The sequence below is a fragment of the Mesorhizobium jarvisii genome (assembly GCF_003601985.1).
Classification (GTDB): domain Bacteria; phylum Pseudomonadota; class Alphaproteobacteria; order Rhizobiales; family Rhizobiaceae; genus Mesorhizobium; species Mesorhizobium jarvisii.
In genome coordinates this window covers 299,579-324,662 of record NZ_QZXA01000008.1, presented here as the reverse complement: position 1 = coordinate 324,662, position 25,084 = coordinate 299,579, and the positions used below count along the sequence as shown (strand labels likewise).

Here is a 25,084-nt window from a genome sequence, read left to right as displayed (position 1 = left end):
CGGCCAATCTGCCAATTTTGCCAATCTGAAGGAGCAAACATGTCGAGAACCCTCGTGCTCGTGCGCCATGGCCAGAGCGAATGGAATTTGAAGAACCTGTTCACCGGCTGGCGTGACGTCGACCTGACCGAGCAGGGCCATGCCGAGGCCAAGGCTGCCGGGCAGAAACTCAAGGCGCGCGGCCTGAAGTTCGACATCGCCTTCACCTCGGCGCTGAGCCGGGCGCAAAAGACCTGCCAGCATATTCTCGACGCGGTCGGCCAGAGCGATCTCAAGACCATCCGCGACCAGGCGCTCAACGAGCGCGACTATGGCGACCTTTCCGGCCTCAACAAGGACGATGCCCGCAAGAAATGGGGCGAGGAGCAGGTGCATGTCTGGCGCCGCTCCTATGACGTGCCGCCGCCCGGCGGCGAGAGCCTGAAGGACACCGGCGCCCGCGTCTGGCCTTACTACCTGCACGATCTGCAGCCGCACGTGCTGCGCGGCGGCACCGTGCTGGTCGCCGCGCACGGCAATTCGCTGCGCGCACTGATCATGGCGCTGGACGGCAAGTCGGGCGAGGAGATCGTCAAGCTGGAACTGGGCACCGGCGTGCCGGTCATCTACCAGCTGAACGCCGATTCGACCGTGGCGTCGAAGGAAGTGCTGGAGAGCTGACGCTTGCTGAGCCGGCAAGTGGAAGTCCAGGCCCTGGCTGGAACGTGGCGCTTTTGCCAAAGCTGTGTTTCCAGCTTTCGGCGGCATGGTCCAAAAAGCGCGTTGACAGCAATCGCTTGCCCGCTTACATGAGCCCGCACCAGCCCAGATGGCGGAATTGGTAGACGCGCACGGTTCAGGTCCGTGTTCCGCAAGGAGTGGAGGTTCGAGTCCTCTTCTGGGCACCAAATTCCCGTTTCGAACCGTTCGATGGTTCAGAGACCCAAAGAAAAAGCCCGGTTCGTCCGGGCTTTTTCTTTGTCCGGCATATCGGCGTTGTCCGGTGTTCGACTGTCAGCGAATTGACAGGTTCCTCCAGCCAATGTCCCACTAGGTCACGATCGCCAAAGCCCGGTTCCAGGACCGCTCTCGTCGGGGGAACCGTCACGGCCCCCTCGATTGCCGTCGAAGGGACCTGACAAAGCTTTGACATGATCGCGGCTAGTTTAGAAACATTCGAAATTGGACAGCCCTGCATGAATCCTACCTACACAAGCGCACAGAAGGCCATTCATTGGGCCGTGTTTCTGCTGGTTATCGGCCTTTACGGCCTGACTTATGTCGCGGATATCTTTCCACACAACGACCCCGGCCGGGCAATCGTCTGGTGGTTCCATATCTCGTTCGGGATGCTGCTGTTTGCGCTGGTCGTCATCCGCATTGGCCTGCGCCTGATCTTGGGAACCCCGGGGCTGCCGCGGGAAATGTCGGAGCTGGAACGATGGGTGGCCAAGGTCGCGCATCTCGTGCTTTACGGGCTGCTTGTGGCCATTCCGGTTCTTGGCATCCTGGTGACCTGGTACAGGGGCGACGCCTTGAGTTTCTTCGGCCTCTTCACCATCCCGGCTCCGGTCTCCGCGGACAGCGCCACGGCCCGAACCATAAGAGAACTGCACAGCCTCTGCGCCAATCTGATCCTCATCCTTGCCGGCCTGCATGCGGCGGCTGCGCTCTGGCATCACTATGTCCGCCGGGACGAGGTGCTCAAGCGTATGCTGCCGGGGACAAGTGGCCCCTGATCGCGAGTCAAACGTCGGCGGGCGATGCCCTTTGTCGTGTTTGTGGGCCAGGAGACTGGCCAGGTGACGAGCCGGATTGAAACACAAGGTCTGCTGCATGGCCCTTGGATGAAACCGATACTGAAACATCTGGCGACGGCGAGCCTGGTCGGGCTTGTCCTGCTTCGACCGTTCCACGCCCGCGCGGACGAGGATGACGACGGCGATCACGACCGGGCGCGGGACCTTTACGAGCGTGGCGAAATAAAGGGCTTGGCCAATATACTGGGCGTGGTTCACGCCGATGCTCCCGGCGACATCGTGGCCGTCGATTTCATCCGGATTGGCGACCGCTGGGTCTATCGCTTCCAGGTCGTCGCCCCTGACGGACGCCGCAGGATCGTTGACGTCGACGCCGGCGCCGGCGTGCTGATGCGCGACAGGGGTGGTGATTGATGAAAATACTCCTTGCCGAAGACGAGCCGCGCATCGCGGGCGACATCGCGGCAGTGCTCAAGGCCGCGGGGATGGCCGTCGATACCGTGCGCGACGGAGAGGCCGCGTGGTTCGCGGGCGACGTCGAGAATTACGACGCGGCGATCCTCGATCTCGGATTGCCGAAACTCGATGGCCTGACGGTGCTGAAGCGCTGGCGGGCCAACACGCGCCGCTTTCCCGTCCTCATCCTGACGGCACGGGGCCTTTGGACCGAGCGCGTCGAAGGCATCAACGCGGGCGCCGACGACTACCTGCCCAAGCCGTTCGAAATGGACGAGCTGCTGGCGCGGCTGCGCGCGATCCTTCGCCGTTCGACAGGCCAGGCGGCACCTGTGCTGAAATCTGGACCGCTGGTCCTCGATACGCGCCAGATGCGCATTTCGCTGCGCGGCGTTCCCGTCGCACTGTCGCCGCTGGAATACCGGCTGATGGCGTTCCTGATGCATCATGCCGGGCGCGTGGTGGCGCCGACCGAACTCGCCGAGCATCTCTACGATTCCGGCAATGATCGCGATCCGAACACAATCGAGGTCATTGTCGCGCGCCTGCGCCGCAAGCTCGGCAACGACGTCATCGAGACTCGGCGCGGCTTCGGATATTTCGTACCCGACGAGCCGTCCTGATGGGCAATTCGATCCGCTTCAGGCTTTGGTCGGCGGCCACCATTTCGATCCTCGTCGCCCTTGCCATCGCCGGGGTCGGGCTACGCTATCTGTTCGAGCTGAATGTCGAGAGGCGTATCGTCGGCGAACTGACCGCCGATCTCAATGAACTGATCGGCGCGACCAGCTTCGCGGCCAACGGCCAGCTTTCGGTCGCCCCGGGCCTGACCGACCCGCGCTTCACCAATCCGCTGTCGGGTCATTACTGGCAGGTGGAAGACCTGGCCAGCCATGGCCTGGTGCGCTCGCGTTCGTTGTGGGACGCAAAGCTTGCATTGCCCGGCCAAGGCGCGAGCGGCGAACTGAGAACGATCGAGGAGCTCAAGGGGCCTGGCGACGAACTCACCGTAGCCGTCGTGCGCACCATAACCGATGCAGACGGCCGGTCGTTTCGCGCCATCGTGGCGGAAGATCATAGCAGCGTCACAGTGTCGGTGCGCGAATATGTACGCGATCTCATCCCGGCGCTCATACTGCTCGCCGCCGCCCTCATGGCGGCCTTCTTCGTCCAGATCACCGTTGGCCTCGCGCCGCTGGAAAGCCTGCGGGTCGCCGTTCGAAACGTGATCGCGCAGCGGACGGCGCGACTGGACGTGGCGGCGCCGAGCGAGGTGCAGCCGCTCGCCGACGAAATCAACCGCCTCCTCGATGCGCAGGAGAAGGCCCTTGCACGCGCCCGGTCGCGCGCCACCGACCTGGCGCATGGCCTCAAGACGCCACTGCAGGTGCTGTCGGCCGACATCCGGGCCCTGCGCGGGAAGGGCGAAACCGAGTTGGCCGACGAGATCGAGAAGAGCGCTGGAGCGATCCGACGTCACGTTGAACGCGAACTCGCGCGCGCCCGTCTGGCGCCCGGCGTTTCCGGCAAGGCATCGTGCCGCGTCAGGGAAGCCGCGGCCGGCGTCATCGCCGTCATCAAGCGCACGCCGGGCGGCAAGCAGCTCTCGTTCCTGGTCGACGTCGCGGACGATTTCATGGCGCCGGTCGACGAGGGCGACCTTTCGGAAATCCTCGGCAATCTGGTGGAGAACGCCGCGCGCTTCGCGAGATCCTCGGTCAAGGTCAGTGCGTGGGCAACCGGCGGCGAGGTGTCCATAGCCGTCGCCGACGACGGCCCGGGCATCCCCGATGCCGACCGGGAATCCGCCCTGTCGCGCGGGGTGCAGTTGGACAGCAAGGGCGGCAGCAGCGGGCTGGGCCTGGCCATCGTCTCGGACATTGTCGAAGCCTATGGCGGGCGGCTGACCATGGCCAACGCCGATCCCGGCCTGGTCGTGACCATCACCCTACCCCGCCAGGGTTGATCGACACTCAGGCAAAGCCGGGGAAATAGTCGACCTTTATCTTCGAGCGGCGAACACCCATGGCCAGCAGCGTGTCGCGCAGCGCCTTGACCATGGCCTGGGGGCCGGAAATGTAGAAGGTCCGCTCCAGATAGTCGGGAATGGCCAGGCGCACCAGGCGCGCGTCGATATAGCCGGGATACTGGCCCCGCTCGGCCCCCCGGGCCACGGCAAGCACCGTCCTTATACCCAGTTCCCGTCTCGCCGCGCCGAGCACGTCGCGATAGGCGATGTCCTGCTGGGTCTCGGCTCCGTAGAGGACGACGATGGGCCGCCTTTCATGGCTGTCGATGAGGTATTGCAGCATCGAGCGGAATGGCGTGATGCCGATGCCGCCGGCCAGGAAGGCAATCTTGGTTTGGGGATTGGCCGGCAAGGTGAAGTCGCCGGCCAGCTGGGAGGCGTGGATCGTGCTGCCCGGCTTCATCGCGCCCAGCATTCGCTTGAAGGCGCTCGATTGCGGGTAGAACTTGACGCCGAGCCGTATGGATTGCTCCGTGGGCGCCGACGCCACCGTGAAATAGCGGCGATTGCCGCGACTGTCCGATCGGTCGAGCCCAAGTGTCCATTCCAGATATTGCCCAGCCTGGAAGGCAAGCTTTCGCGGTGACCTGAAGATGAAATCATAGCTGTCGACCGCCGATTGCTCGATGCGCTCGAGCGTCAACACGAGGCGTCCTCTCGGGCTCACGGCGTAGGCAAACAGATTGCCGGTCAGAAGCGCCAGTTCCGGCGTGAAATAGAACGAGCCGACATGGATGTTGGGCGCGAACAGGAAGCCGACGATGGCGGCGAAGGCGATGCGCGGCCACCGTGTGGTCGGCGCCGTCAGCGGCTCGGTCAGCATCACGAAGGCGAAGAACAGCAGCGGCGACGAGCCCAGTGTCTCCGTCAGCGCGGCAGCGTATTGCGACGGCTCGGTGGTTGCCAGGATTGTCGCCAGCGCGACGACACCGAAGGTGGCGACCAGATCGAGCCGGCGCAGCTTGCGCACCATGAGAAGGCCGCCAAGAAGCACGACGGGAAGCAATGGCAAATTGCCGCCGACCCACCAGGTGGCCGGCTGGTCGAGCAGCAGCGCGGTCAGCGCCACGCCCAGCGCCGCGGGATTGAACAGGTGTTTCCCGCCGATGGCGAGGATGAACTTGGATGAAATCGCCCAGACGCAGGCGAATACCACCGCGCATATCCCCTTGAGGTCCGTGGCGGCCACCGGATCGAGGATGAGCGCCAGGATGAGGGCGGTGATGTAGACCGACTCGTTGTTGGCCGGAACCTTGAAGACGGCGGCAAAAACCCTGTTGGTAATCCAGCAGGCTGCCAGCATCAGCCCCGTCGTGAAGGCGAGCATGACCGGGTCATGCGGCACCAGCTTGAGGAAACCGAGCACGAAGGCCGTGCCCAGCAGGGCGATCAGGTAATAGAGGACCAGCCGGTACATGGTCTGATGGTCGAGAAGCCGGTCGATGGTCTTGATCATGGCTGGCAAAAAGCTCCGAAGCCGCTCGTCGGCGTGGCCCGACGGTTGCTGTCGACGACGTAGCCTTCGAGGCCAGGCGCCTGTTCGAGAAAGAGAATGCCCTGCCGGCCCATGGCGAAGGCGGCGGTGGCGAAACGGTCGGCCTCCAACACATCCGAGCCGATGACGGTCAGGCTGACGATTTCGGTGATCGGATCGGCTCCGAGCGGATTGTAGATGTGCTGCCCGCGCACATAGGTGCCGGAGGTGGCGACGCCGTGTCCTCGCGGGTAGACGATCTTGATGATCTCTTCGGCATTGAAGGGATTGCGGATGCCGACGCTCCAGTCGAGACCCGAAGCATTTCGGCCGCAGGACTGGATGTCGCCGCCCGCCTCGATGAAGAAATCGCCGACGCCGGCCCGGCGAACGATCCCGGCGGCATTGCGGATGGCCCAGCCCTTGACGATGCCGGACGGGTCCAGCGATCCGTCGGGCTTGCGGATGTCGAAATATCCGTCCGTCTGGTTTTTCGTCTGTGCGGCAAGCGCCATCACTTCCATCATTTCGGCGCTCCAGTCGCGGATCGGAAGATCACCCCGGTTGATGGCCGAAATCTCGCTGTCGGTCCTGTAGGTGCTGAAGCGGCGGTCGATGTGCTCGAAATAATCGAAGACCGCTTCTACAAGGGTCGCACCCGAGGCACCGGCGATGTCGACGGTGATGGGCATGCCCATCAAGATCCTCGTGTCGCGCATCGATCAGGACGATGCCTTCTTCAATGCGCCGCCAAGCGACTGGATGAAGGCCTTGCTGGTCAGCGTGGCGCCCGAAATGATGTCGACATTGGCGCTCTGCGCACTGATCGCCTCGTCACGCAGCATCGGCAGCGCCTGCCTGTTGATGCTGACCGAGGTGCGGCGGTCATTCGGGTATTTCAGCACCTTGAGCGCCGTGAGACGGCCGCCTTGGATGGATGCCTGAATCTGGATGAGGCCGTAATAGGCATCGGCGGCAGGACCGGTGTAGGTACCGTCGGCAAAGCCGTGCCCCGCCGGCTTGGGGCTCACAGCCAGCTTCATGGCGGCCTTGAAGACGCGGGCGGGTGCTTGCGGATAGTCCGGCCTCGGCTGGGGAATGGGGATATAGACGGCCGGGGTTATGGTGAAGGATGCCGTCCGTGGCGCGGCATCGGCGCCAATTTGAACTGGCGCCTGTTCGGGCTGGGCTGCGGGCGCTTGAGAAAGCTGCGGAGGGCTGGATGAGAGCGGCGGCTTTATCGCCTGCTGCTTCGGGATGGGCGCCGAGATCGCGGCGGTGGTTTCATCGCCGACCGATGTTGGCTTGGGTGCAGGAGGATCGAACCGCACACTCTGCTGGCGGATCCCAGGCGATGGCGGCGCAGGCGCTGGAGTGGGATCGGTTCGAACGGGGCTGGCCGGAGCTGGGGGCTGCACCACACTGTCCTCGGCGGCATTGGCGGAACCCGCTGTGTCGATCATGTCGCCGGCAGGACCCTTGCCTGCCTGGTCCAATACATAGGCGCCCGAAGACGCGATCACGAAAAGTGACAGGGCAATCTGTTTCATGGGCTCGTTTCACCTTGAATCCCGTGCCGGCGAATCGGCTTCGCGGCTATTCGGAAACAATGTCTCACGATCCACCTGACAATTGGCTGTCAGGCCCCGGCACCGTCGACAGCACCGATCCTTGAGCCTCCAGTCGTCACCTCGAAACGAACGGGACGACGGCGGCCGTCAACCAAACCTGCCCTCGCGGCTAGGCGCTGAACAAACCACTTCAAACCGGGCCGCGGCTTCGCTACGCTTGCGGCCATGTCTCAATCCAGCACCGCGATCTTCGGCGCCCGTCGCGACCAGGCGTTTCCCACGCTGAGCGAGGCCGACATCGACCACATGCGCCGTTTCGGCGAGGCCAGCGCCTATGCGGCCGGCGAGCACATCATCAGGGCCGGCGATGTCGCACCGGGTCTGATCGTCGTGCTGTCGGGCAAGGTCGATATCACGCAGGATGGTCTTGGCCGGCGCGAGACGATCGTCACCCACGGCCCCGGCAGCTTCGTCGGCGAGCTGGCGCAGCTTTCGGCCCGGCCCTCGCTGGTCAATGCCGAGGCCGCCGAGCCGGTCGAGGCCTTCGTCATTCCCTCGCGGCGGGTGCGCGACCTGATGGTGCAGGAGGCCAATCTCGGCGAGCGCATCATGCGGGCGCTGATCCTGCGCCGCGTAGGGCTCCTGGAAAGCGCCACAAGCGGGCCGATCATCATCGGACCATCAGGCAATGCCGACGTGCTGCGGCTGCAGGGCTTCCTGGCTCGCAGCGGCCAGCCGCACCGCGTGCTCGATTCCGGCAGCGACCCTTGCGCCAAAACCCTGGTCGAGCGTTTCGATGTCGACCCGCACCATCTGCCGGTCGTGCTGTGCCCGAACGGCAGGCTGCTGATGAATCCCGGTGAGAAGGACCTCGCCCGCTGCATCGGCCTGCTGCGGCCGATCGATGCCGATACGCTGTATGATGTCGCCATTGTCGGCGCCGGGCCTGCGGGCTTGGCGGCGGCGGTCTATGCCGCCTCCGAAGGGCTGTCGACCATCGTGCTCGATTGCCGGGCCTTCGGCGGCCAGGCCGGCGCTTCCTCGCGCATCGAGAACTATCTCGGCTTCCCCACCGGCATCACCGGCATGGCGCTGATGGCGCGCGCCTACAACCAGGCGCAGAAATTCGGCGTCGAAATGGTGATCCCGGACGAGGCGAAGCTTTTGAGTGCCGCGACCGACAATTCGGGCGCCCGTTACCTGCTCGATGTCGGCGACGGCGAGACGGTGCGCACCCGCAGCGTGGTGATCGCCAGCGGCGCGCGCTATCGCCGCCTCGATGTCGCTAATTTGTCGCAGTTTGAGGGAACGTCCGTCCACTATTGGGCCTCGCCGATCGAAGGCCGGCTTTGCGCCGGGCAGGAGGTGGCGCTGGTCGGCGCCGGCAATTCGGCCGGGCAGGCGGCCGTCTATCTCGCCAGCCATGCGCGCAAGGTGGCGCTGCTGGCGCGCGGCGGCAGCCTCGATGCCTCGATGTCGCGCTACCTCGTCGAGCGCATCAAGGCGCAGCCGAACATCGAGGTGCTGACCGAGACCGAAATCGAGGCGCTGGAGGGCGAGGAAGGCAATCTTGCCACTGTCCGCTGGCGCAACCGTGTCAGCGGGCAGGAGACGACACGACCGATCGGCCACCTCTTCCTGTTCATCGGCGCCGATCCCAACACCGACTGGCTGGCGCAATGCAATGTGGCGCTCGACGCCAAGGGCTTCGTCCGCACCGGATCGGAGCTCGGACCGGAGCATGGCCTGATGGAGACCAGCCGCAGCGGCGTGTTTGCCATCGGCGACGTGCGCTGCGGCTCGGTCAAGCGCGTCGCGGCCGCCGTCGGCGAAGGTGCCCAGGTGGTCGCGGCCTTGCATGCCTATCTCGCGCGGGACGGCAGCCCCGCCGTCACGCCTCAAAGCATGATCCCGAAAAGTGGCAACCGGTTTCCGGAAGAAGATCACGCTTCAACGAAGAGATATTTCAGGAGAGAGTGATGGCGGACGAATGCAAGCATGCGGCCGGGATCAAGGATGTGACGCCGAGCGCGCTCGGCTGTGAGGAATGCCTGAAGAGCGGCTCGTGGTGGGTGCATCTGCGGCTCTGCCGCACCTGCGGACACGTCGGCTGCTGCGACGACTCGCCCAACCGCCACGCGACAAAGCATTTCCACGCCACCAGCCATCCCGTCATCGAGGGCTACGATCCGCCGGAAGGCTGGGGCTGGTGCTATGTCGACGAGGTCTTTCTCGACCTCGGCGACCGCACGACGCCGCAGAACGGGCCGATCCCAAGGTTTTATTGAGGCGCCGCGCACGCGGCCAAGTTTTCGCCCGATACTGCCGATCTCGCGATCAGTCCCGCTTTGGCGTCACGGGCGCGCGTGCCGGATTGTCGACGCTGTTCTCATTCACCTGGAAGGCCTTTCCTTCGACCTTCTTTTTCCTGAGATCGTCGCCGGTCTGCGGTTGCGGCGGACCCTCGGGATTTTGCTCGGTGTTTTCGTTGACGTCGAGGGCTCGGGTCATGATGTCCTCCAGGGCTGTCCTGGAAGACAATGTTCGACGCGGCACGCGGTTCCGCCGGCAAAGGAGGCGCGCCTTGCAATCAGGCGTTTGTGGCCGGACAGCAGCAGCGTTTACCGTCGGTCCACCTTGTGCCGGCACCGTCATGCCGGCTTGTGCTGTCGCACGATCCTCCACTCATGCCAGATCAACATCATCACGACCGCATCGAAGACGGTCAGGACCAGCAGGCCGGGTGAATGGGTGTATGAGTAGCGGTAGACTTGATAGATCATGAACAGGCCCAAGGCCGCGAGCGAGGCCGGGTAAGACCAGAGCTTGCCTCTCAAAAGCCCGACAACCAGGGCAAGCTTTATCAGGCCGTGGCTGAGCAGGTAGAAGGCGTAGAACTCTTTGCTGGCGATAGAAAAATGGCTTGCCATCTGCGACAGATGCCCAGCTATGAAATCGTTCGGATCTTCGATCAATTCTTCCGCGGTGAGGGCATTGACCCAGGAGGCGATGGTATCGGTGGTGACGACATAGAGCAGAAGCCCGCCGATGCATTCGATCAGGGCATGCGCGCCCTTCAGCCATACGCTGACTTCGAAGATCTGATGGATGCGGTGTTCATCGACGGGTTTCAACAATCCACCTCACAACCAGCCACGTGGTACGACTGGCTTACCGCGACAACTCCCGGCTGGACAATCTGGTGACCAAAGTTCTTTAGGACGCCGCAAACGGACGCGTTCAGAACGCGATCGACGGGACGGCTCTTCAGGATCAGCCCGCGAAGTACCGATACCCCAGCCATCCCGCCAGCGCCACCGAAGCGACCCAGATACAGGCGATGATCAGCGCCGCGCCGCGGCTCACCGGCCTGTCGACAGCGAGGGCGGCGGCCGCCCTGTGTTCTGCCATGACCTCGGGCGGTATCATCTTGACCACGGCAAGGATGCCCAAGGGGACCAGGACCGCATCGTCGAGGTAGCCAACCACGGGGATGAAATCGGGAATCAAATCGATTGGCGACAAGGCGTAGCCCGCGACACACACAGCAAGCGCCTTGGCGTACCATGGCGTTCGGGGATCGCGCGCGGCAAGGTAGAGCGCATGCACGTCGCGCTTGATCGCCCGGGCCCATTCGCTCAATGTTGCCATTGGATGACCATAGCGCCAAAGGATGACGCGCCCAATAGCGCACGCTGGCCGCCTGGCAGGATGGCTGGCGGCCCCTCGACATGCGCGGCCGTCCAACAGGCGTTCGCGGCCGGTTGTCGTGCCGCCTATCGCACCGACCCGGTGACCGTCCGGTCTACATCGGGAACGGATTTGCGGTCATTGCCGGCAAGCGCGGCTATGAGCAGCAGGCTGGCCACCACCGGAACGAACAGGACGGCGACACGGGCCTGTACATGAAGAATGGCGCGCCATTCGTTGCTGCGCTTGTCGGGGCTGTCGCTCATCATACTCACTTTGCCATGGACCCCCCGAGGGGTCACATAGAGGTGAACTGTTAAGCAACTCCTTCCGACTTCGTTAACGGGGCCGCAAACGCGAAATCAGCTGAGCCCAATGCGCCTCGCGCCTTGCCGGAACAGCGCCTCGGCATCGGGGTCGAAGCGGAAGGTGCCGATGAAATCGTCGGCACGGTAATCAGGCAATGTCCTGGGGATCGCGGCGGCGAAGCCGCGCGCCTCCTCGAGCCGGCCGGCAAGCGCCAGGCAGTGCGCGGCGATCGCCAGGATGATGGTATGCGCGTTGGGCCGCGCCGCCGCCTTCAGCGCCCATTCGGCCGCCTCCTCGAACTGGCCGAGCCGGACATGCGACATGGCGCGCGACCCCAGCATGCCGAACAGCAGCGGGTCGAAGGGGCTGAGATGCCGCGAATGGTCGGACGAGCTTATCGCCGCCTGCGGGTCGCCCGACTGCGAGTGGACGAAGGACAGCGCGTAATGGCCAAGCGCGAAATTCGGGCTGAGATCCACCGCCCGCTCCAGTTCGGAGAGCGACCCGTCCTGCTCGCCGCGCAGCCACAGCGCCCGGCCCATCGCCCAGTGCGCGGCCGGATTGTGGTCGTCGACCAGCAGGCTGTGGCCGGCACTCTCATAGGCCAGCGCGCTTTCCCGGTCGCGGTCGCCCCAGCGCTGGAAGGCATTTTGCCAGTGGGTGAAGGACAGGCCGGCATAGGCGCGGGCAAAGGTCGGATCGAGCTGCAAGGCCTTGTCGAAGAAATGCCGCGCCTGCTCGTTCTCGGCCTGGGTGAAGCGGTACATGTGCCAGAGGCCGCGATGATAGGCTTCCCAGGCATTGAGCGAGTTGGGCGCCTTCAGCATGGCGCGGTTGCGCTCGACCGTTTCGATCTCGGCCGAGATCGACGACACGATGCTGTCGCCGATATCGTCGAGCACGGCGAAGAGGTCGTCGGGGCGACGCTCGAAGGTTTCGGCCCAGACAATCCTGGCCGTGCGCACCTCGACCAGCTCGACGCTGACGATCAGGCGGCCGGTCAGGCTGCGCACCGTGCCGGTGGCGACATAGTCGACGCCAAGCTTTCTGCCGGCCTCCTCGGGTGCGATGGCTTTCTCGGCCAGCGCGAACACCGATCCGCGCGCGATGACGAAGAAATCCCGAAGCTTGGCAAGCCGGGTGATGATGTCGTGGGTGAAACCGTCGGCGAGCCCGCCACGCCCGCCGCTTTCCTCGACAAACGGCATCACCGCCAGCGACGCCTGGCTTGGCTCGACCGTGGCCACGTCATCCGCTGTGACCACCAATTGCGGCAGTGTGGACAGGCCGGCCGGCTGTGACTTGAGCGGGCTGCTTGACTGTTGATGGCGGATTGCCTGCCAGGCCGCGCGAAGCGGGGCGAAATCCAGCTCTTCCGACTGGAATAGGCGAGCAGCCGACGCCAGATGCTCCTCGGCCGCGCCGATAGCGCCGCGCTCGGCCAGATTGGATAGCAAGGCCAGATGAGCGCGCGTGTCGAAAGGCTCCAGCTCGACCCATTTATCGAGATGCGTGGACATTTCGGGCGAGCCCGCCGGATGGTTTGCGGCAAGCTGTTCCAGCACGGCGGCGTGGTATGCGTGAAAACGCCGGCGCTGGGCGACCAGCCAGCCGTCGAAAAGCGGGCTCCGCTCCAGCTCCAGCCCGTCGAGCAGATCGCCGGCGAAGAGTCCTGCCAGCGCCTGCAGCCGCTCCACATCAAGCGTAGCGATCCCTTGCGCGGCGGCATGGCTGATCTCCAGCGCATCGACATGGCAGCCTTCGAGATCGAGCGCGACCGTATCGCCTGGGGTGATGACCCGACGCCGGTCCGGCGTGTCGAGGGCGGCGCGCAGCTTGCTCAGGCACCAGCGCAATTCGCCGCGGGGGTCGTTGGGCACATCCCACAACAACTCGCACAGGCGGCCACGGCCCACGGCGTGCGGCGCCAGCACCAGATAGGCCAGGAGCGCGCGCAACTTGCGCGACGCCGGCAGCGCCACTGGCACGCCGTCGCGCAGGATTTCCAGCGGTCCGAGCAGGCGCAAGGACAGGATCGGCCTGTCAGCCTCCAGCCTCGATGGTGCGGATTCCACGTGCGTTTCCACGCCTGCTCCCACGCTGGCCCGTCGACCCTTGCTGTATCACCAAACGTGACACGGCGCATCCGGGGCGAATCTCGCGCCGGATACCGTCATTGCCGCATCGTCGGCATGTCAGTCCTAGCGCGGCCATGTCTCGAAACCTCGCCGCCCAAGCCGCCGGTTTGTAACCGGCCTGTGAAGATGAACACGATCGAGGAGATCAAAACATGTTGAATAGACAGAAAATCAGAACCACCGCCGGACGCGGCCGCCTGTTCGACAGCATTCTTGACACCGTCGGCGACACGCCGGTGATCCGCATCAACAATCTGGCACCGGCCCATGCGACGATCTACGTCAAGGCCGAGTTCTTCAACCCCGCCGCCTCGGTGAAGGACCGGCTGGCGCTCAACATCATCGAGGAGGGCGAGCGTAGCGGCGCATTGAAGCCCGGCCAGACGGTGGTCGAGGCAACCAGCGGCAACACCGGCATTGGGCTGGCCATGGTCTGCGCGCAGAAGGGTTATCCGCTGGTCGTCACCATGGCCGACAGCTTTTCGGTCGAGCGCCGCAAGCTGATGCGCATGCTCGGCGCCAAGGTGGTGCTGACGCCACGCGCCGAAAAGGGTTTTGGCATGTACAAGAAGGCGGTGGAACTGGCCGAGGCCAATGGCTGGTTCCTCGCCCGGCAGTTCGAGACGGCGGCGAACGCCGCCATCCACGAGGCCACCACGGCGCGCGAGATCATCAATGATTTCGCCGGCTCGCGGCTCGACTGCTTCGTCACCGGTTACGGCACCGGCGGCACGGTCGTCGGCGTGGCGCGCGTGCTGCGCCGCGAGCGGCCGGAGACCCGCATCGTGCTCTCCGAACCGGCCAACGCGCAGCTGGTCGGCAGCGGCAAGGCGCAGCAGCGCGGTGCCCATGGCGCCCCTGCCGCCAGCCACCCGGCCTTCGAGCCGCATCCGATCCAGGGCTGGACGCCGGACTTCATCCCCAACGTGCTGCAGGAAGCCATCGACGCCAGCCTCTATGACGAGGTGGTGCCGATTGCCGGACCCGAAGGCATGAAGTGGGCCAAGGCCTTGGCGCAGAAGGAGGGCATCTTCACCGGCATTTCCGGCGGCGCCACCTTCGCCGTGGCGCGGCAGGTCGCGGAAAAGGCGCCGGCCGGATCGGTGATCCTGTGCATGCTGCCCGACACCGGCGAGCGCTACATGTCGACGCCGCTGTTCGACGGCATCGAGGCCGAGATGGATGCCGAGGAGATGGCGCTGTCGCGCTCGACGCCCGGCTGCCAGTTCCCGGCGGCTTGACGGAGACCGGTCATGGACATCGCGCAGGAAACCCTCGGCGTGGCCGCCGAGGAAACGCTCGACCCCGCCGACTGGGCCGCAGTGCAAGCCCTGTCGCACCAGGTCATCGATGATGCTGTCGATTACCTCAGCGACATCAGGGACCGCCCGGCCTGGCGCGAGATGCCGGCGGAGGTGCGAGAAGCCTTCGCGGCACCCTTGCCGCGATCGCCGGCGCCGCTGGCCGCCGTCTACGGCGAGGTGTCGCGCACGGTGATGTCCTATCCGATGGGCAACATCCATCCGCGCTTCTGGGCCTGGTACATGGGGTCGAGCAACTTCACCGGCGCGCTCGGCGATTTCCTGGCGGCGATCCAGGGTTCCAATCTCGGCGGCGGCAACCACGCCGCCGGGCTGATGGACAGCCAGGTGGTCAACTGGTGCAAGCAGATGCTGGGCTTTCCCGCTTCCGCCTCCGGCACGCTGGTCAGCGGTGGCTCGATGGCCAACATCATCGGCCTGACCGTGGCGCGCAACACCAAGGCCGGCATCGACGTGCGCGAGCACGGCGTCGCCGCAATCGAAAAGCCGCTGCGCTTCTATGGCTCGGACCAGATCCATTCCTGCCACCGCAAGGCGATGGAAGCGCTCGGCCTCGGCAACCGGGCGCTGCGCCGCATCCCGACCGATGCCGGCCTGCGCATCGACATACCGGCCTTGCGCGCGGCGATATCGGAGGATCGCGAAGCCGGTTTCAATCCGGCCTGCGTCATCGGCAATGCCGGCACCGTCAACACCGGTGCGATCGACGATCTGCGGGCGCTCGCCAAGCTCGCGCATGAGGAAGGCCTATGGTTCCATGTCGATGGCTGCATCGGCGCGCTGATCGCGATCGCGCCCGACAATGCGCATCGCGTCGCCGGCATCGAATGGGCGGATTCCGTCGCGCTCGATCCGCACAAATGGCTGCACGCGCCGTTCGAGGTCGGCTGCGCCCTGGTCAGGGACGCCGTCGCGCATCGCCGGACCTTCGCGGTGACGCCGGAATATCTGGAATCGACGCCGCGCGGCCTCGCCTCAGGCGAATGGCTGCACGATTACGGCCTGCAGACCTCGCGCGGTTTTCGCGCGCTGAAAGTCTGGATGGCGCTGAAGGAACATGGCGCCGATAAATTCGGCCGCCTCATCGACCAGAACATCGCGCAGGCCTCCTATCTCGCCGGGCTGATCGAGGCCGAGCCGCTGCTGGAGCTGGCGATGGCGCCGACCATCAACATCGTCTGCTTCCGCTACCAGCCCGGCGTCACCGGCGAGGCACTGAAGGCGCTCAACACCGAGATCATGCTGCGGCTGCAGGAAAAGGGCATTGCCGCCCTTTCCGACACCACCCTGTATGGCGAACACTGGCTGCGCGTGGCGATCGCCAACCACCGCACAAGGCGCGACGATCTCGATCTTCTGGTCGGCGAAACGGTGCGGCTGGGGCGGCAGATCATGGCGGAAGGTTCTTCCGTGAAATAGTTCCAAAAGCGAGCGACAGGCATGGGCGGTCATGCGATTCTGCGGCGGTGATTCGGGAGGTCCGATCGTGACGCTGTTTCGTATGGCCGTGCTCGCGGCGCTCGTCTGCACGACCTCGGCCAAGGCCGCCGACATGGCCTTCTTCGTCAAGAACCTGCGCAAGGAAGCGGTAGCGGTCGAGCTGTTCAGCCGCGACCGCGAGACCGTCTGGCCGGGCAACGGCAAGGTGTTCCTGATCGACCCGAATTCCCAGAAATCGGTGCCTCTTTCCTGCAATCAGGGTGAGCGCATCTGCTATGGCGCCTGGGTCGACGGCAATGACCGGATCTCGGCCGGCGTCGGGCCTGATAACGACCAGCCTTGCGACACCTGCTGCTTCATCTGCGTGGAACACACGACCGAGACGATCGATCTGGTGCCGTGATTGGCCGGGCGTCACCAGAGCAATTCCGGGAAATTGCGAAATGGTTTCGGTCAGGAATTGCTCTAGGGAAGGCCCGCCTTGCGAAAACCGTCGACGAAATGATCGCGCATCGCGGTGTCGCGGAATGGCTCCGTCCAGACCCAGTAGCTGGTCGTGAAGTGCGGGTTGCCGATGAGGAACATTTCGACCTCGGCCCGCGCCTCGTCGAGCCGGCCGAGTTGCGCCAGGCTCGCCGCCAGGAAACGGCGTGAGCTCGTCCGGTAAGTCTCCTCCCGGCGCAAGGTCTCGACGGCGGCTTCGTAGTCGCGCGCCGCATATTGGGCTTCGCCGAGCGTCAGATAGTACCAGCTTGCCGGATAGGGATTGAGCCGGAACGCCTTGCGGATGTGCTCGAGGCCTTCCGCGACTCGTCCGGCCAGCACCGCGATGTCGGACAAGGTCGCCCAGGCGTCGGCCTCGTTCGGGTCGAGTTCGAACGCTTTGGCGAATTCGGCTTCCGACTCTTCGAAACTGTGCTCATAGGCGAGCAGATTGCCGAGCACCCAACGGCAGCCGGCATCGTTGGGATCGATCGCCACGGCCTTGCGCGCCAGTTCCAGCGCGATGCGACGGTTGGGGTCGACCGGCTCGCCCCAATGCACCCATCCCATCCAATGGTTCATGGCAAGCCAGCGATGAGCCTCGGCGTAGTCCGGGTCGAGAGACACCGCGCGCGTCAGCAACAGATGCGCTTCCCTTGCCGTCTGTGGTGATTCGTCGATCAGCTTGCGCGCCCGCACGCACAGATCGTAGGCCTCGAGATTTGTCGGCCGGTTGCGTGGCGGCGGCGCCCGCAGCCGTCCGAGCAGCGCCTCGACGATCTTGGCCGTGGCCTCGTCCTGAACGGCAAATATGTCGTCCAGGCCGCGATCGAAGCGTTCGGCCCACAGATGCTCGCCGCTTATCGCGTCGACCAGCTGGGCGTTGATGCGCACGCGCCCCGCGGCGCGTCTGGCGCTGCCCTCCAGCAGATAGCGCACGCCAAGCTCCTCGGCGATCGCGCGCACGTCCATCGCCTTGCCCTTGTAGGCAAAGGTCGAGTTGCGGGCGATGACGAACAGGCCCGGGGCCCTGGACAAGTCGGTGATCAGATCCTCGGTTAACCCGTCGGCGAAGGCCTCCTGCTCGGGGTCGTTGCTGAGATTGACGAAAGGCAGCACCGCTATCGATGGCTTGTCGGGCAGCGGCAAGGGTTTACGCTTTGCCCGGTCGAGCTTTTCGATGGCGCCCGTGAAGCGGTAGCCTACGCGCGGAACCGTCGATATCCATTCTCCGCCATCGGCGGGCGGACCAAGCAGCTTGCGCAGCTGCGCGATCTGGACGGTGAGGTTGCCTTCCTCGACCGCCGTTCCCGGCCACGCCGCATCCATCAGCTCGGCTTTCTCCAGGATCTCGCCGGGCCGTCCGACGAGGGCGGCAAGCAGCTTCAGCCCACGATAGCCGACAGCAACAGGATCGTCGTTCCGAAGCAGCGTTCCCGCACCCGGATCAAGCACGAACGGACCAAAGGCAAAGCGCGATCCCTGCATAGGGCGCATCTATAGAGCAATTCCAGGAAAAGTGTGAGGCGGTTTCACCGGGGAAAGCGCGCGGCGTCTCCCCAGGGAATGACGCCAAAACAACGCGTTAGAGCCTGTTTGGAACTTTTGAGAACTATTTGGCAGGGCTTAATTACGGCGCCCTCCATATCCTGCAGAATTCAACCTCGTTCAGATCAAAGGCCGCCCATTCTCAAGCCTGTGGGCGCCAAAACATATGGAGGTTGTCATGACCAATATCTTTGCTTCGGCCCCGCATCAGGCAGTGCGGTATGGAGCGCGCGTGGGGCAGACATCGCGCCGGCGCTACAGCCTTGCCACCTTGCGGAACACCATCGCGGCCTGGCGTCAACAGACACGCTATCGCTGGGACCTCAAGCGGATCTCGGAAGTCAATCCGCATCTGATCGACGATATCGGCCTGACCAGGCGGGAGGTCGATGAAGAGATCGCCAAGCTGCCGTTCTGGCAACGATAGGGCGAAGCCTGCAATGACGCCGGTTGGTCGTTTAGCTCCCGCGATTCTATCAGGGATTGTCGTCATCCCCCTTTAGCACCGGCCCCCGTCATGGCATGATGACCCCATCGGCCGTGGGGGCCGATTCTTCATCGGGGGTTTCCATGTCTTTCATACCAGCGCGCCGGCTTGCCGCCGCGTTCTCGCTTGCCATCCTTTTTGCACCAGCCGCCCATGCCGGCGACGTCACCTTTGCCATCAAGAACAGCCATCCCAACGCCATGCGCCTTGAGCTCTACAGCCAGGATCGCGATTATGTCTGGCCGGGCAACGGCAAGGACTTCTATCTCGATGACGGCGAGACCAAGTCGTTGCCGATCTCCTGCAACGAAGGCGAATCCATCTGCTACGGCGCCTGGGTCGATGGGGACGAGGGCACCTATTGGGGCGTCGGCCCCGGCAACAAGGAAAAATGCGAGGATTGCTGCTACACCTGCAGCGGCGGCGAGACCGAGGAGATCAATCTCGTCCCCTGATCGGTTTGCCAGCTTGACGGTCTCCCCCATGGGAGCGATAGCCTGTGCCGATACCCAAAGCGCGCCGCGTCGGTTCAGCCGCGCCGCGCCCCAGGCGAGAGGAGCACGGCAATGGCAGGCACGGTCGAGGGTGAGAAGATCGACGTCGGCTTTTCCGGCAAGCGCTGCATCCATTCGCGCAATTGCGTGCTCGGCGACCCGCATGTCTTCGTGCCCAATGCGCCGGGGCAATGGATCCATCCCGACGCGGCCAGTGTCGAAAAGATTGTCGCCATCGCCGAAAGCTGTCCGTCGGGTGCCATCACCTATGTCAGGAAGGATGGCGGGCCGCAGGAACAGCCGCCGGTGGTCAACACCGTGCGGCTGCGTGAAAACGGCCCGCTTGCCGTGCATGCCGAGATCGTGCTCGACGGCGAAACCTTCTTTCGCGCCACGCTGTGCCGCTGCGGCGCGTCGGAAAACAAGCCGTTCTGCGACGGCAGCCACAGCAAGGCCGGCTTCACCGCCACCGGCGAACCGCCGCTGAAGGACATGCCGGCGCTCGAAGCGCGCAACGGCCCGCTGAAAGTGACGCCGACCACCAACGGCCCACTCAAGCTGGAAGGCAATGTCGAGATCGTCACCGGCACCGGCCACACGATCGACCGCACGCAGCGCACCTTCCTCTGCCGCTGCGGCCACTCGGCCAACAAGCCGTTTTGTGACAATACGCATAAGAAGATCGGCTTCGTGGCATAAAAGGCCGTTCGCCAGCGTTAGTGTAGGATGAGGGTTCGCGCTCAGGAGGAAATCCATCATGCGCACCATGCTCGTTCTTGCTTTGCTTGCCTTTGCCGTGCCCGCCTACGCCGCCAATCATGCGGTCCAGATCAAGGGCATGAAATTTAACCCACCGAAAATCGCGGTCGCCGTTGGCGATACCATCACTTTCACCAATGCCGACTCGATGACGCACACCGCCACCGCGCTCGATGGCTCCTTCGACACCGGCCATCTCGCCACCGGCAAGAGCGCCAAGGTCAAGGTATCGGCGGCCGGCGCACATCCATTCCATTGTGCGATCCACAGCTCGATGAAGGGCATTGTCACAGCCAAATAGCGGCCTCCTCGCCAGAGGGCCCCTGGCGTTGCGGTCAAAGCCGCCGATCCCCTCCCAAGGGGAGATCGGGGCTCCTATTGCGGTCATCGCGTGTTGGCCCAGCGCTCGTGGCTTTATCGGCCGGCCGCGATAGGCTAAGGGCGGGAAGCAAAATTCCCCACCGCCCGGACTGCCAATGACCGCCAAGACCAAGTCAAAACCTCTGTTCCTCGGCATCGACACCGGCGGCACCTACACCGATGCCGTGCTGTGGTCCGAGACGGAGGGCCCGCAGCAGGGGCCGAACAAGGGCAAGGTGCTGGCCAAGGCCAAGGCGCTGACCACCAGGCATGATCTCGCTGGCGGCATTTCCGGCGCGGTCGACGCGGTGCTCGAAAAGGCCGGTACCGATCCGGCCGCGATCAAACTGGTCTCGATGTCGACGACGCTGGCCACCAATGCGCTGGTCGAGGGCCAGGGGGGCCGCGTCGCGCTCGTCATGATCGGCTTTTCCGAAGCCGACCTCGCCCGCGATGGGCTGAAGACCGCGCTCGGCACCGATCCGGTGGTGTTTTGCCCGGGCGGCCATGATGTCCACGGCAATGCCGCCAAGCTCGATCTGTCAGGGCTGGAAGAGGCCCTGCCGGAACTCGGTGCCTCGGTGTCCGGCTTTGCCGTGTGCGCCTATTTCGCCACCCGCAACCCGGCGCATGAGATCGCCGCCCGCGAACTGATCCGCGACAAGACCGGCCTGCCGGTCACCGCGAGCCACGAACTCTCGGCCAAGCTCGGCGGCCCGCGTCGGGCGCTGACCACGCTGCTCAACGCCAGGCTGATTTCGATGATCGACCGGCTGGTGGCGGCGACCGAAGGGTTTTTGCAAGCCCGCAACATCGCCGCTCCCCTGATGGTGGTGCGCGGCGACGGTGCGCTGGTCTCGGCGGTGTTCGCCCGCCAGCGGCCGATCGAGACCATTTTGTCCGGTCCGGCGGCCAGCCTGGTCGGTGCCCGCCACATGACCGGGCTCGACAATGCCGTGGTCTCCGACATTGGCGGCACCACCACCGATGTCGCCGTGCTCGACAAGGGCCGGCCGCGCCTGGATCCCGAAGGCGCCACCGTCGGAGGCTTCCGCACCATGGTCGAGGCGGTCGCCATGCGCACCTTCGGCCTTGGCGGCGATTCCGAAGTGGCGCTGGAGGACGGCGCGCTCAATCCAAAAATCCTGCTCGGGCCGCGCCGCCTGGTGCCGCTGGCGCTGGCCGGCATGGCGCATGGCGACGCCGTCAAATCGGAGCTCGAACGCCAGCTGCGTTCGCCCAATCCCGGCCGCATGGACGGCCGCTTCGCGGTGCGCACCGGCGTGCCGGACAGGCTTGCGGCGGGCCTCACCGCTCCGGAAGCGCGGCTTTACGAGGCGATCGGCGCGACGCCGCTTGCCCTCGACAGGTTGCTGACGTCCAATGCCCAGAACGCCACCTTGAACCGGCTAGTCTCGCGTGGACTGGTGCATATCTCAGGCTTCACCCCGTCGGACGCAGCACACGTGCTGGGCAAGCAGGCCAATTGGGATGCCGCCACCGCCCGCCTCGGCGCCGAGCTGTTCGCCCGCAAGCGCGATGGCCGTGGCCAGCCTATCGCCGCGTCGCCGGAAGTGATCTCGGAGCGCGTGCTGGTGACGCTGACGCGCTGGTCGGCCGAATACATCCTCGAAACCGCCTTCGCCGAGGACGGGCTCGATGGCGCCGCGACCGTGGCGCACGCGCTGGTGCAGCGCGCCGTCGATGCCCATCCCGGCATCGCCCGGTTGAGCGTCGCGCTCGACCGCCCGGTCATCGGCCTCGGCGCTTCCGCGCCGCTGCACTACGCCGGCCTGGCGCCCCTGGTCGGCAATGACTGCGTGGTGCCCGAGGACACCGATGTCGCCAACGCGCTCGGCGCCGTCGTCGGCCAGGTCAGGGTCTCGGCCGAAGCGCGGGTCAGCCAGCCCAGGGAAGGGCTGTTCCGTCTGGCCTCCGGAGAAACGGTGCGCGATTTCCTCGACGAGGCTGCGGCGATCGCCGCTGCCGAGGCCGATGTGCGAGCGATCGTGGCCGAGCGCGCCCGGGACGCCGGTACCGACAATGCCGAGATCGACGTCGCGACCGAGTTCAAGGTTTCCACCGTCGAAGCCCAGCGCATGTTCATCGAGGCGCATGTGGTGGCGGTCGCCTCGGGACGGCCAAGGATCGCGATGTGAGCGCCTTCCTTCTCCCCGTTCATGGGGAGAAGGTGCCCGAAGGGCGGATGAGGGGCAAAGCCAAGGGAATGCAGTTTCACTGTGCCGCCCGTTCGGCCAACGCCGCGCCGCCCCCTCATCTGGCTGCCGCCATCTTCTCCCCATAGAACGGGGAGAAGGACGCAGCTTCGCCAACCTTGCCTAAATGTCCCCTTCACCTTAAGCCGAATTGACCCTGTAGACCTGACATGCCAAAGGCCCGCCCGAGCCTTTCGTCTGGAGACAAGCTGATGACCGATCGCATCGAGATCGCTGGATTGCGGATTGCCCGCGCGCTGCATGATTTTGTGGCTGGCGAGGCCGTGCCCGGCACCGGCATCGCCGCAGATGCGTTCTGGAACGGTTTTTCGGCCATCGTCCACGACCTCGCGCCGAAGAACCGGGCGCTGCTCAAAAAACGCGACGCCATGCAGGAAAAGCTCGACGGCTGGTATCGCGACAATGGCGCGCCGGTCGACATGGAGGCTTACAGGGGCTTCCTGAAAGAGATCGGTTATCTCGTTCCCGAAGGGCCGGCCTTCAGCGTGTCGACGGGAAATGTCGATCCCGAAATCGCCGTTGTTGCCGGGCCGCAGCTGGTGGTGCCGGTGATGAATGCGCGCTATGCGCTCAACGCCGCCAATGCGCGCTGGGGTTCGCTCTACGATGCGCTCTATGGCACCGATGCCATTCCCGAGACCGGCGGCGCGGAAAAGGGTAAAGGCTTCAACCCGGCGCGCGGCGCCAAGGTCATCGCCTGGGCCAAGGATTTCCTCGACCAGTCGGTGCCGCTCACCTCGGGCAAATGGGCGGGGGTCAACGGCCTGTCGGTGGCGCATGGCGCGCTGAAGCTTGGCGCCGGCGCCGGCGGCACCACGCTGGCCGACCCCACGCAATTCGTCGGTTATCGCGGCGATGCCGCCAACCCCGATGCCGTGCTGCTGGTGAAGAACGGACTGCACATCGAGATCGTCATCGACCGCGCCAACGAGATCGGCCGCACCGATCCGGCGGGCATTGCCGACGTCCTCCTGGAATCGGCGCTGACCACCATCCAGGACTGCGAGGATTCGGTCGCGGCGGTGGATGCGGAGGACAAGGTCGTGGTCTACCGCAACTGGCTCGGCCTGATGAAGGGCGACCTCGCCGAAGAGATCAGCAAGGGCGGCAAGACGTTTGTCCGCAAGCTCAACCCCGACCGCGCCTACACCGCGCCCGGCGGCGGCACGCTGACGCTGCCCGGCCGCTCGCTGATGCTGGTCAGGAACGTCGGCCACCTGATGACCAATCCGGCGATCCTGGACCGCGACGGCAACGAGGTGCCGGAAGGCATCATGGACGCCGCGCTGACGGCGCTGATCGCGTTGCACGATGTCGGGTCGAAAGGCCGCCGCGCCAATTCCCGCGCCGGCTCGATGTATGTGGTGAAGCCCAAGATGCACGGGCCGGAGGAAGTCGCTTTCGCCGTCGAGATCTTCGACAGTGTCGAGGCGCTGCTCGGCATGGCGAAGAACACCATCAAGATGGGCATCATGGACGAGGAGCGGCGTACTACTATCAACCTCAAGGAAGCGATCCGCGCCGCGAAGGAACGCGTGGTGTTCATCAACACCGGCTTCCTCGACCGCACCGGCGACGAGATCCACACCTCGATGGAAGCCGGCCCGATGATCCGCAAGGGCGACATGAAGCAGGCCGCCTGGATCTCCGCCTACGAGGCCTGGAATGTCGACACCGGGCTCGAATGCGGGCTCGCCGGCCATGCCCAGATCGGCAAGGGCATGTGGGCGATGCCGGATCTGATGGCGGCGATGCTGGAACAGAAAATCGCGCATCCCAAGGCCGGCGCCAACACCGCCTGGGTGCCGTCGCCGACGGCCGCGACCTTGCATGCCACGCACTATCACAAGGTCGACGTCCATGCCGTGCAGGCGGCGTTGAAGAGCCGGCCGAAGGCGAAACTCGACGATATCTTGTCCGTTCCGGTGGCCGTGCGGCCGAACTGGACACCCGACGAGATCCAGCGCGAACTCGACAACAACGCTCAAGGCATTCTGGGCTATGTCGTGCGCTGGATCGACCAGGGCGTCGGCTGCTCGAAAGTGCCCGACATCAACGATGTCGGCCTGATGGAAGACCGCGCCACGCTGCGCATCTCCTCGCAGCACATCGCCAACTGGCTGCGCCACAAGGTGTGTTCGGAGATCCAGGTACGCGATTCCCTGCAGCGCATGGCGACCATCGTCGACCGCCAGAATGTCGGCGATACGCTCTACCGGCCGATGGCGCCGGATTTCGACACCTCCATCGCCTTCCAGGCCGCCTGTGACCTGGTGTTCAAGGGAACCAGCCAGCCCAACGGCTATACGGAGCCGGTGCTGCACGCGCGGCGGCTGGAGCTGAAGGCGCGCGATAGGACCTGAAAAGCGCCTCGACGCTGTGGATGCGCCCGACCGTCTCGCTGGCGCCGGCCAGTGCGCGCGCTAGCGAAGGCTGCCACTCAAGTCAAAAACATGCCTAAAGCAGCCACTGTCGTTCCTTGGCGCCAGCGCAGGCGCAAGCGAACGCTGATCACATAAATGCGATGTCGAGGTGACCGGCAATCAGT

At 64.9% G+C, this 25,084-nt stretch carries 25 protein-coding genes and 1 tRNA gene; 17 read left to right on the top strand and 9 right to left on the bottom strand.

What is annotated here, in order from left to right; translation table 11 throughout:
• The first annotated feature begins 39 nt into the window (after window positions 1-39).
• The 6 genes from D3242_RS21955 to D3242_RS21930 all read left to right on the top strand — a co-directional run bounded on the left by D3242_RS21955 (window position 40) and on the right by D3242_RS21930 (window position 4,161).
• The gene (locus D3242_RS21955) at window positions 40-660 is read left to right on the top strand and encodes a 2,3-bisphosphoglycerate-dependent phosphoglycerate mutase (protein WP_038650980.1); all 621 of its coding nucleotides are present in this window, start codon (window positions 40-42) and stop codon (window positions 658-660) included.
• A gap of 142 nt (window positions 661-802) precedes the next feature.
• Window positions 803-887: transfer RNA gene (locus tag D3242_RS21950), tRNA-Leu, on the top strand.
• 288 nt (window positions 888-1,175) lie between these two features.
• On the top strand, window positions 1,176-1,718 hold the full coding sequence (locus D3242_RS21945; protein WP_064985354.1) for a cytochrome b: 543 nt from the start codon (window positions 1,176-1,178) through the stop codon (window positions 1,716-1,718).
• 108 nt (window positions 1,719-1,826) lie between these two features.
• Window positions 1,827-2,153 carry a PepSY domain-containing protein gene (locus D3242_RS21940; RefSeq protein WP_019862319.1) on the top strand — a complete coding sequence of 109 codons (327 nt, stop codon included), beginning with the start codon at window positions 1,827-1,829 and terminating at the stop codon, window positions 2,151-2,153.
• A complete protein-coding gene (locus D3242_RS21935; protein ID WP_019862321.1) occupies window positions 2,153-2,818 on the top strand; it encodes a response regulator transcription factor in 666 nt (221 codons plus the stop codon). Before D3242_RS21940 ends, D3242_RS21935 begins: the two co-directional genes overlap by 1 nt.
• Window positions 2,818-4,161: a sensor histidine kinase gene (locus D3242_RS21930; RefSeq protein WP_064985351.1), complete on the top strand. Its 1,344-nt coding sequence runs from the start codon at window positions 2,818-2,820 to the stop codon at window positions 4,159-4,161. The genes D3242_RS21935 and D3242_RS21930 overlap by 1 nt, the downstream gene beginning before the upstream one ends.
• Window positions 4,162-4,168: 7 nt before the next feature.
• Here D3242_RS21930 and D3242_RS21925 read toward each other — a convergent pair whose 3' ends face one another.
• Genes D3242_RS21925 through D3242_RS21915 form a run of 3 tightly spaced genes read right to left on the bottom strand, consistent with a single transcriptional unit; the run spans window position 4,169 to window position 7,248 of the window.
• Window positions 4,169-5,680: an RnfABCDGE type electron transport complex subunit D gene (locus D3242_RS21925; protein WP_019862323.1), complete on the bottom strand. Its 1,512-nt coding sequence runs from the start codon at window positions 5,678-5,680 to the stop codon at window positions 4,169-4,171.
• Entirely contained in the window at window positions 5,677-6,396 is a 720-nt protein-coding gene (locus D3242_RS21920; protein ID WP_223217833.1) for an FAD:protein FMN transferase, read from the bottom strand. Before D3242_RS21920 ends, D3242_RS21925 begins: the two co-directional genes overlap by 4 nt.
• 24 nt (window positions 6,397-6,420) lie before the next feature.
• Window positions 6,421-7,248 (bottom strand): FMN-binding protein, encoded by an 828-nt coding sequence (locus D3242_RS21915; protein WP_064985350.1) that lies wholly within the window; start codon window positions 7,246-7,248, stop codon window positions 6,421-6,423.
• Between the two features lie 246 nt (window positions 7,249-7,494).
• Here D3242_RS21915 and D3242_RS21910 point away from each other — a divergent pair, with 246 nt between their 5' ends.
• Complete coding sequence (locus D3242_RS21910) at window positions 7,495-9,249, top strand: FAD-dependent oxidoreductase (protein ID WP_064985349.1); 1,755 nt, start codon at window positions 7,495-7,497, stop codon at window positions 9,247-9,249.
• A complete protein-coding gene (locus tag D3242_RS21905) occupies window positions 9,249-9,557 on the top strand; it encodes a UBP-type zinc finger domain-containing protein (protein WP_015314705.1) in 309 nt (102 codons plus the stop codon). Before D3242_RS21910 ends, D3242_RS21905 begins: the two co-directional genes overlap by 1 nt.
• Before the next feature lie 49 nt (window positions 9,558-9,606).
• On the opposite strand, the gene D3242_RS33605 is transcribed toward D3242_RS21905, so the two are convergent.
• The 5 genes from D3242_RS33605 to D3242_RS21880 all read right to left on the bottom strand — a co-directional run bounded on the left by D3242_RS33605 (window position 9,607) and on the right by D3242_RS21880 (window position 13,343).
• Window positions 9,607-9,780 (bottom strand): hypothetical protein, encoded by a 174-nt coding sequence (locus D3242_RS33605; protein ID WP_019862329.1) that lies wholly within the window; start codon window positions 9,778-9,780, stop codon window positions 9,607-9,609.
• A 140-nt stretch (window positions 9,781-9,920) separates the two neighbouring features.
• Window positions 9,921-10,403, bottom strand: coding sequence for a DUF2127 domain-containing protein (locus D3242_RS21895; RefSeq protein ID WP_064985348.1), 483 nt, complete (start codon window positions 10,401-10,403; stop codon window positions 9,921-9,923).
• 139 nt (window positions 10,404-10,542) lie between these two features.
• The gene (locus D3242_RS21890; RefSeq protein WP_019862331.1) at window positions 10,543-10,920 is read right to left on the bottom strand and encodes a YkvA family protein; all 378 of its coding nucleotides are present in this window, start codon (window positions 10,918-10,920) and stop codon (window positions 10,543-10,545) included.
• A gap of 125 nt (window positions 10,921-11,045) precedes the next feature.
• The gene (locus D3242_RS21885) at window positions 11,046-11,225 is read right to left on the bottom strand and encodes a hypothetical protein (protein WP_027047588.1); all 180 of its coding nucleotides are present in this window, start codon (window positions 11,223-11,225) and stop codon (window positions 11,046-11,048) included.
• 96 nt (window positions 11,226-11,321) lie between these two features.
• Window positions 11,322-13,343, bottom strand: coding sequence for a transcriptional regulator (locus D3242_RS21880; protein ID WP_064985431.1), 2,022 nt, complete (start codon window positions 13,341-13,343; stop codon window positions 11,322-11,324).
• Window positions 13,344-13,558: 215 nt separating this feature from the next.
• Here D3242_RS21880 and D3242_RS21875 point away from each other — a divergent pair, with 215 nt between their 5' ends.
• From D3242_RS21875 to D3242_RS21865, 3 genes are all read left to right on the top strand, one after another.
• The gene (locus tag D3242_RS21875; RefSeq protein WP_081296177.1) at window positions 13,559-14,647 is read left to right on the top strand and encodes a PLP-dependent cysteine synthase family protein; all 1,089 of its coding nucleotides are present in this window, start codon (window positions 13,559-13,561) and stop codon (window positions 14,645-14,647) included.
• Between the two features lie 12 nt (window positions 14,648-14,659).
• Window positions 14,660-16,147 (top strand): pyridoxal phosphate-dependent decarboxylase family protein, encoded by a 1,488-nt coding sequence (locus D3242_RS21870; protein ID WP_027047590.1) that lies wholly within the window; start codon window positions 14,660-14,662, stop codon window positions 16,145-16,147.
• Window positions 16,148-16,214: 67 nt separating this feature from the next.
• Window positions 16,215-16,571, top strand: coding sequence for a hypothetical protein (locus tag D3242_RS21865; RefSeq protein ID WP_027047591.1), 357 nt, complete (start codon window positions 16,215-16,217; stop codon window positions 16,569-16,571).
• 62 nt (window positions 16,572-16,633) lie between these two features.
• Here the strand turns inward: D3242_RS21865 and D3242_RS21860 are convergent, their stop codons facing one another.
• Entirely contained in the window at window positions 16,634-18,148 is a 1,515-nt protein-coding gene (locus tag D3242_RS21860) for a winged helix-turn-helix domain-containing tetratricopeptide repeat protein (protein ID WP_171880347.1), read from the bottom strand.
• 229 nt (window positions 18,149-18,377) lie between these two features.
• Between D3242_RS21860 and D3242_RS21855 the strand changes: the two genes are divergently transcribed.
• The 6 genes from D3242_RS21855 to D3242_RS21830 all read left to right on the top strand — a co-directional run bounded on the left by D3242_RS21855 (window position 18,378) and on the right by D3242_RS21830 (window position 24,899).
• Window positions 18,378-18,626 (top strand): DUF1127 domain-containing protein, encoded by a 249-nt coding sequence (locus D3242_RS21855; RefSeq protein WP_064985428.1) that lies wholly within the window; start codon window positions 18,378-18,380, stop codon window positions 18,624-18,626.
• A gap of 143 nt (window positions 18,627-18,769) precedes the next feature.
• Window positions 18,770-19,141, top strand: coding sequence for a hypothetical protein (locus tag D3242_RS21850; RefSeq protein ID WP_019862338.1), 372 nt, complete (start codon window positions 18,770-18,772; stop codon window positions 19,139-19,141).
• Window positions 19,142-19,252: 111 nt separating this feature from the next.
• On the top strand, window positions 19,253-19,879 hold the full coding sequence (locus D3242_RS21845) for a CDGSH iron-sulfur domain-containing protein (protein WP_064985346.1): 627 nt from the start codon (window positions 19,253-19,255) through the stop codon (window positions 19,877-19,879).
• A gap of 58 nt (window positions 19,880-19,937) precedes the next feature.
• On the top strand, window positions 19,938-20,240 hold the full coding sequence (locus D3242_RS21840; RefSeq protein WP_019862340.1) for a cupredoxin domain-containing protein: 303 nt from the start codon (window positions 19,938-19,940) through the stop codon (window positions 20,238-20,240).
• A gap of 175 nt (window positions 20,241-20,415) precedes the next feature.
• The gene (locus D3242_RS21835) at window positions 20,416-22,458 is read left to right on the top strand and encodes a hydantoinase/oxoprolinase N-terminal domain-containing protein (RefSeq protein ID WP_064985345.1); all 2,043 of its coding nucleotides are present in this window, start codon (window positions 20,416-20,418) and stop codon (window positions 22,456-22,458) included.
• Between the two features lie 269 nt (window positions 22,459-22,727).
• On the top strand, window positions 22,728-24,899 hold the full coding sequence (locus D3242_RS21830; RefSeq protein ID WP_064985344.1) for a malate synthase G: 2,172 nt from the start codon (window positions 22,728-22,730) through the stop codon (window positions 24,897-24,899).
• The last annotated feature ends 185 nt before the right edge of the window (window positions 24,900-25,084 follow it).

Bases quoted from the DNA above. Each gene is read 5' to 3' on its own strand.
- D3242_RS21955 (WP_038650980.1), top strand. From the start codon at position 40: ATGTCGAGAACCCTCGTGCTCGTGCGCCATGGCCAGAGCGAATGGAAT.
- D3242_RS21945 (WP_064985354.1), top strand. From the start codon at position 1,176: ATGAATCCTACCTACACAAGCGCACAGAAGGCCATTCATTGGGCCGTG.
- D3242_RS21940 (WP_019862319.1), top strand. From the start codon at position 1,827: ATGAAACCGATACTGAAACATCTGGCGACGGCGAGCCTGGTCGGGCTT.
- D3242_RS21935 (WP_019862321.1), top strand. From the start codon at position 2,153: ATGAAAATACTCCTTGCCGAAGACGAGCCGCGCATCGCGGGCGACATC.
- D3242_RS21930 (WP_064985351.1), top strand. From the start codon at position 2,818: ATGGGCAATTCGATCCGCTTCAGGCTTTGGTCGGCGGCCACCATTTCG.
- D3242_RS21925 (WP_019862323.1), bottom strand. From the start codon at position 5,680: ATGATCAAGACCATCGACCGGCTTCTCGACCATCAGACCATGTACCGG.
- D3242_RS21920 (WP_223217833.1), bottom strand. From the start codon at position 6,396: ATGGGCATGCCCATCACCGTCGACATCGCCGGTGCCTCGGGTGCGACC.
- D3242_RS21915 (WP_064985350.1), bottom strand. From the start codon at position 7,248: ATGAAACAGATTGCCCTGTCACTTTTCGTGATCGCGTCTTCGGGCGCC.
- D3242_RS21910 (WP_064985349.1), top strand. From the start codon at position 7,495: ATGTCTCAATCCAGCACCGCGATCTTCGGCGCCCGTCGCGACCAGGCG.
- D3242_RS21905 (WP_015314705.1), top strand. From the start codon at position 9,249: ATGGCGGACGAATGCAAGCATGCGGCCGGGATCAAGGATGTGACGCCG.
- D3242_RS33605 (WP_019862329.1), bottom strand. From the start codon at position 9,780: ATGACCCGAGCCCTCGACGTCAACGAAAACACCGAGCAAAATCCCGAG.
- D3242_RS21890 (WP_019862331.1), bottom strand. From the start codon at position 10,920: ATGGCAACATTGAGCGAATGGGCCCGGGCGATCAAGCGCGACGTGCAT.
- D3242_RS21885 (WP_027047588.1), bottom strand. From the start codon at position 11,225: ATGAGCGACAGCCCCGACAAGCGCAGCAACGAATGGCGCGCCATTCTT.
- D3242_RS21875 (WP_081296177.1), top strand. From the start codon at position 13,559: ATGTTGAATAGACAGAAAATCAGAACCACCGCCGGACGCGGCCGCCTG.
- D3242_RS21870 (WP_027047590.1), top strand. From the start codon at position 14,660: ATGGACATCGCGCAGGAAACCCTCGGCGTGGCCGCCGAGGAAACGCTC.
- D3242_RS21860 (WP_171880347.1), bottom strand. From the start codon at position 18,148: ATGCGCCCTATGCAGGGATCGCGCTTTGCCTTTGGTCCGTTCGTGCTT.
- D3242_RS21855 (WP_064985428.1), top strand. From the start codon at position 18,378: ATGACCAATATCTTTGCTTCGGCCCCGCATCAGGCAGTGCGGTATGGA.
- D3242_RS21850 (WP_019862338.1), top strand. From the start codon at position 18,770: ATGTCTTTCATACCAGCGCGCCGGCTTGCCGCCGCGTTCTCGCTTGCC.
- D3242_RS21845 (WP_064985346.1), top strand. From the start codon at position 19,253: ATGGCAGGCACGGTCGAGGGTGAGAAGATCGACGTCGGCTTTTCCGGC.
- D3242_RS21840 (WP_019862340.1), top strand. From the start codon at position 19,938: ATGCGCACCATGCTCGTTCTTGCTTTGCTTGCCTTTGCCGTGCCCGCC.
- D3242_RS21835 (WP_064985345.1), top strand. From the start codon at position 20,416: ATGACCGCCAAGACCAAGTCAAAACCTCTGTTCCTCGGCATCGACACC.
- D3242_RS21830 (WP_064985344.1), top strand. From the start codon at position 22,728: ATGACCGATCGCATCGAGATCGCTGGATTGCGGATTGCCCGCGCGCTG.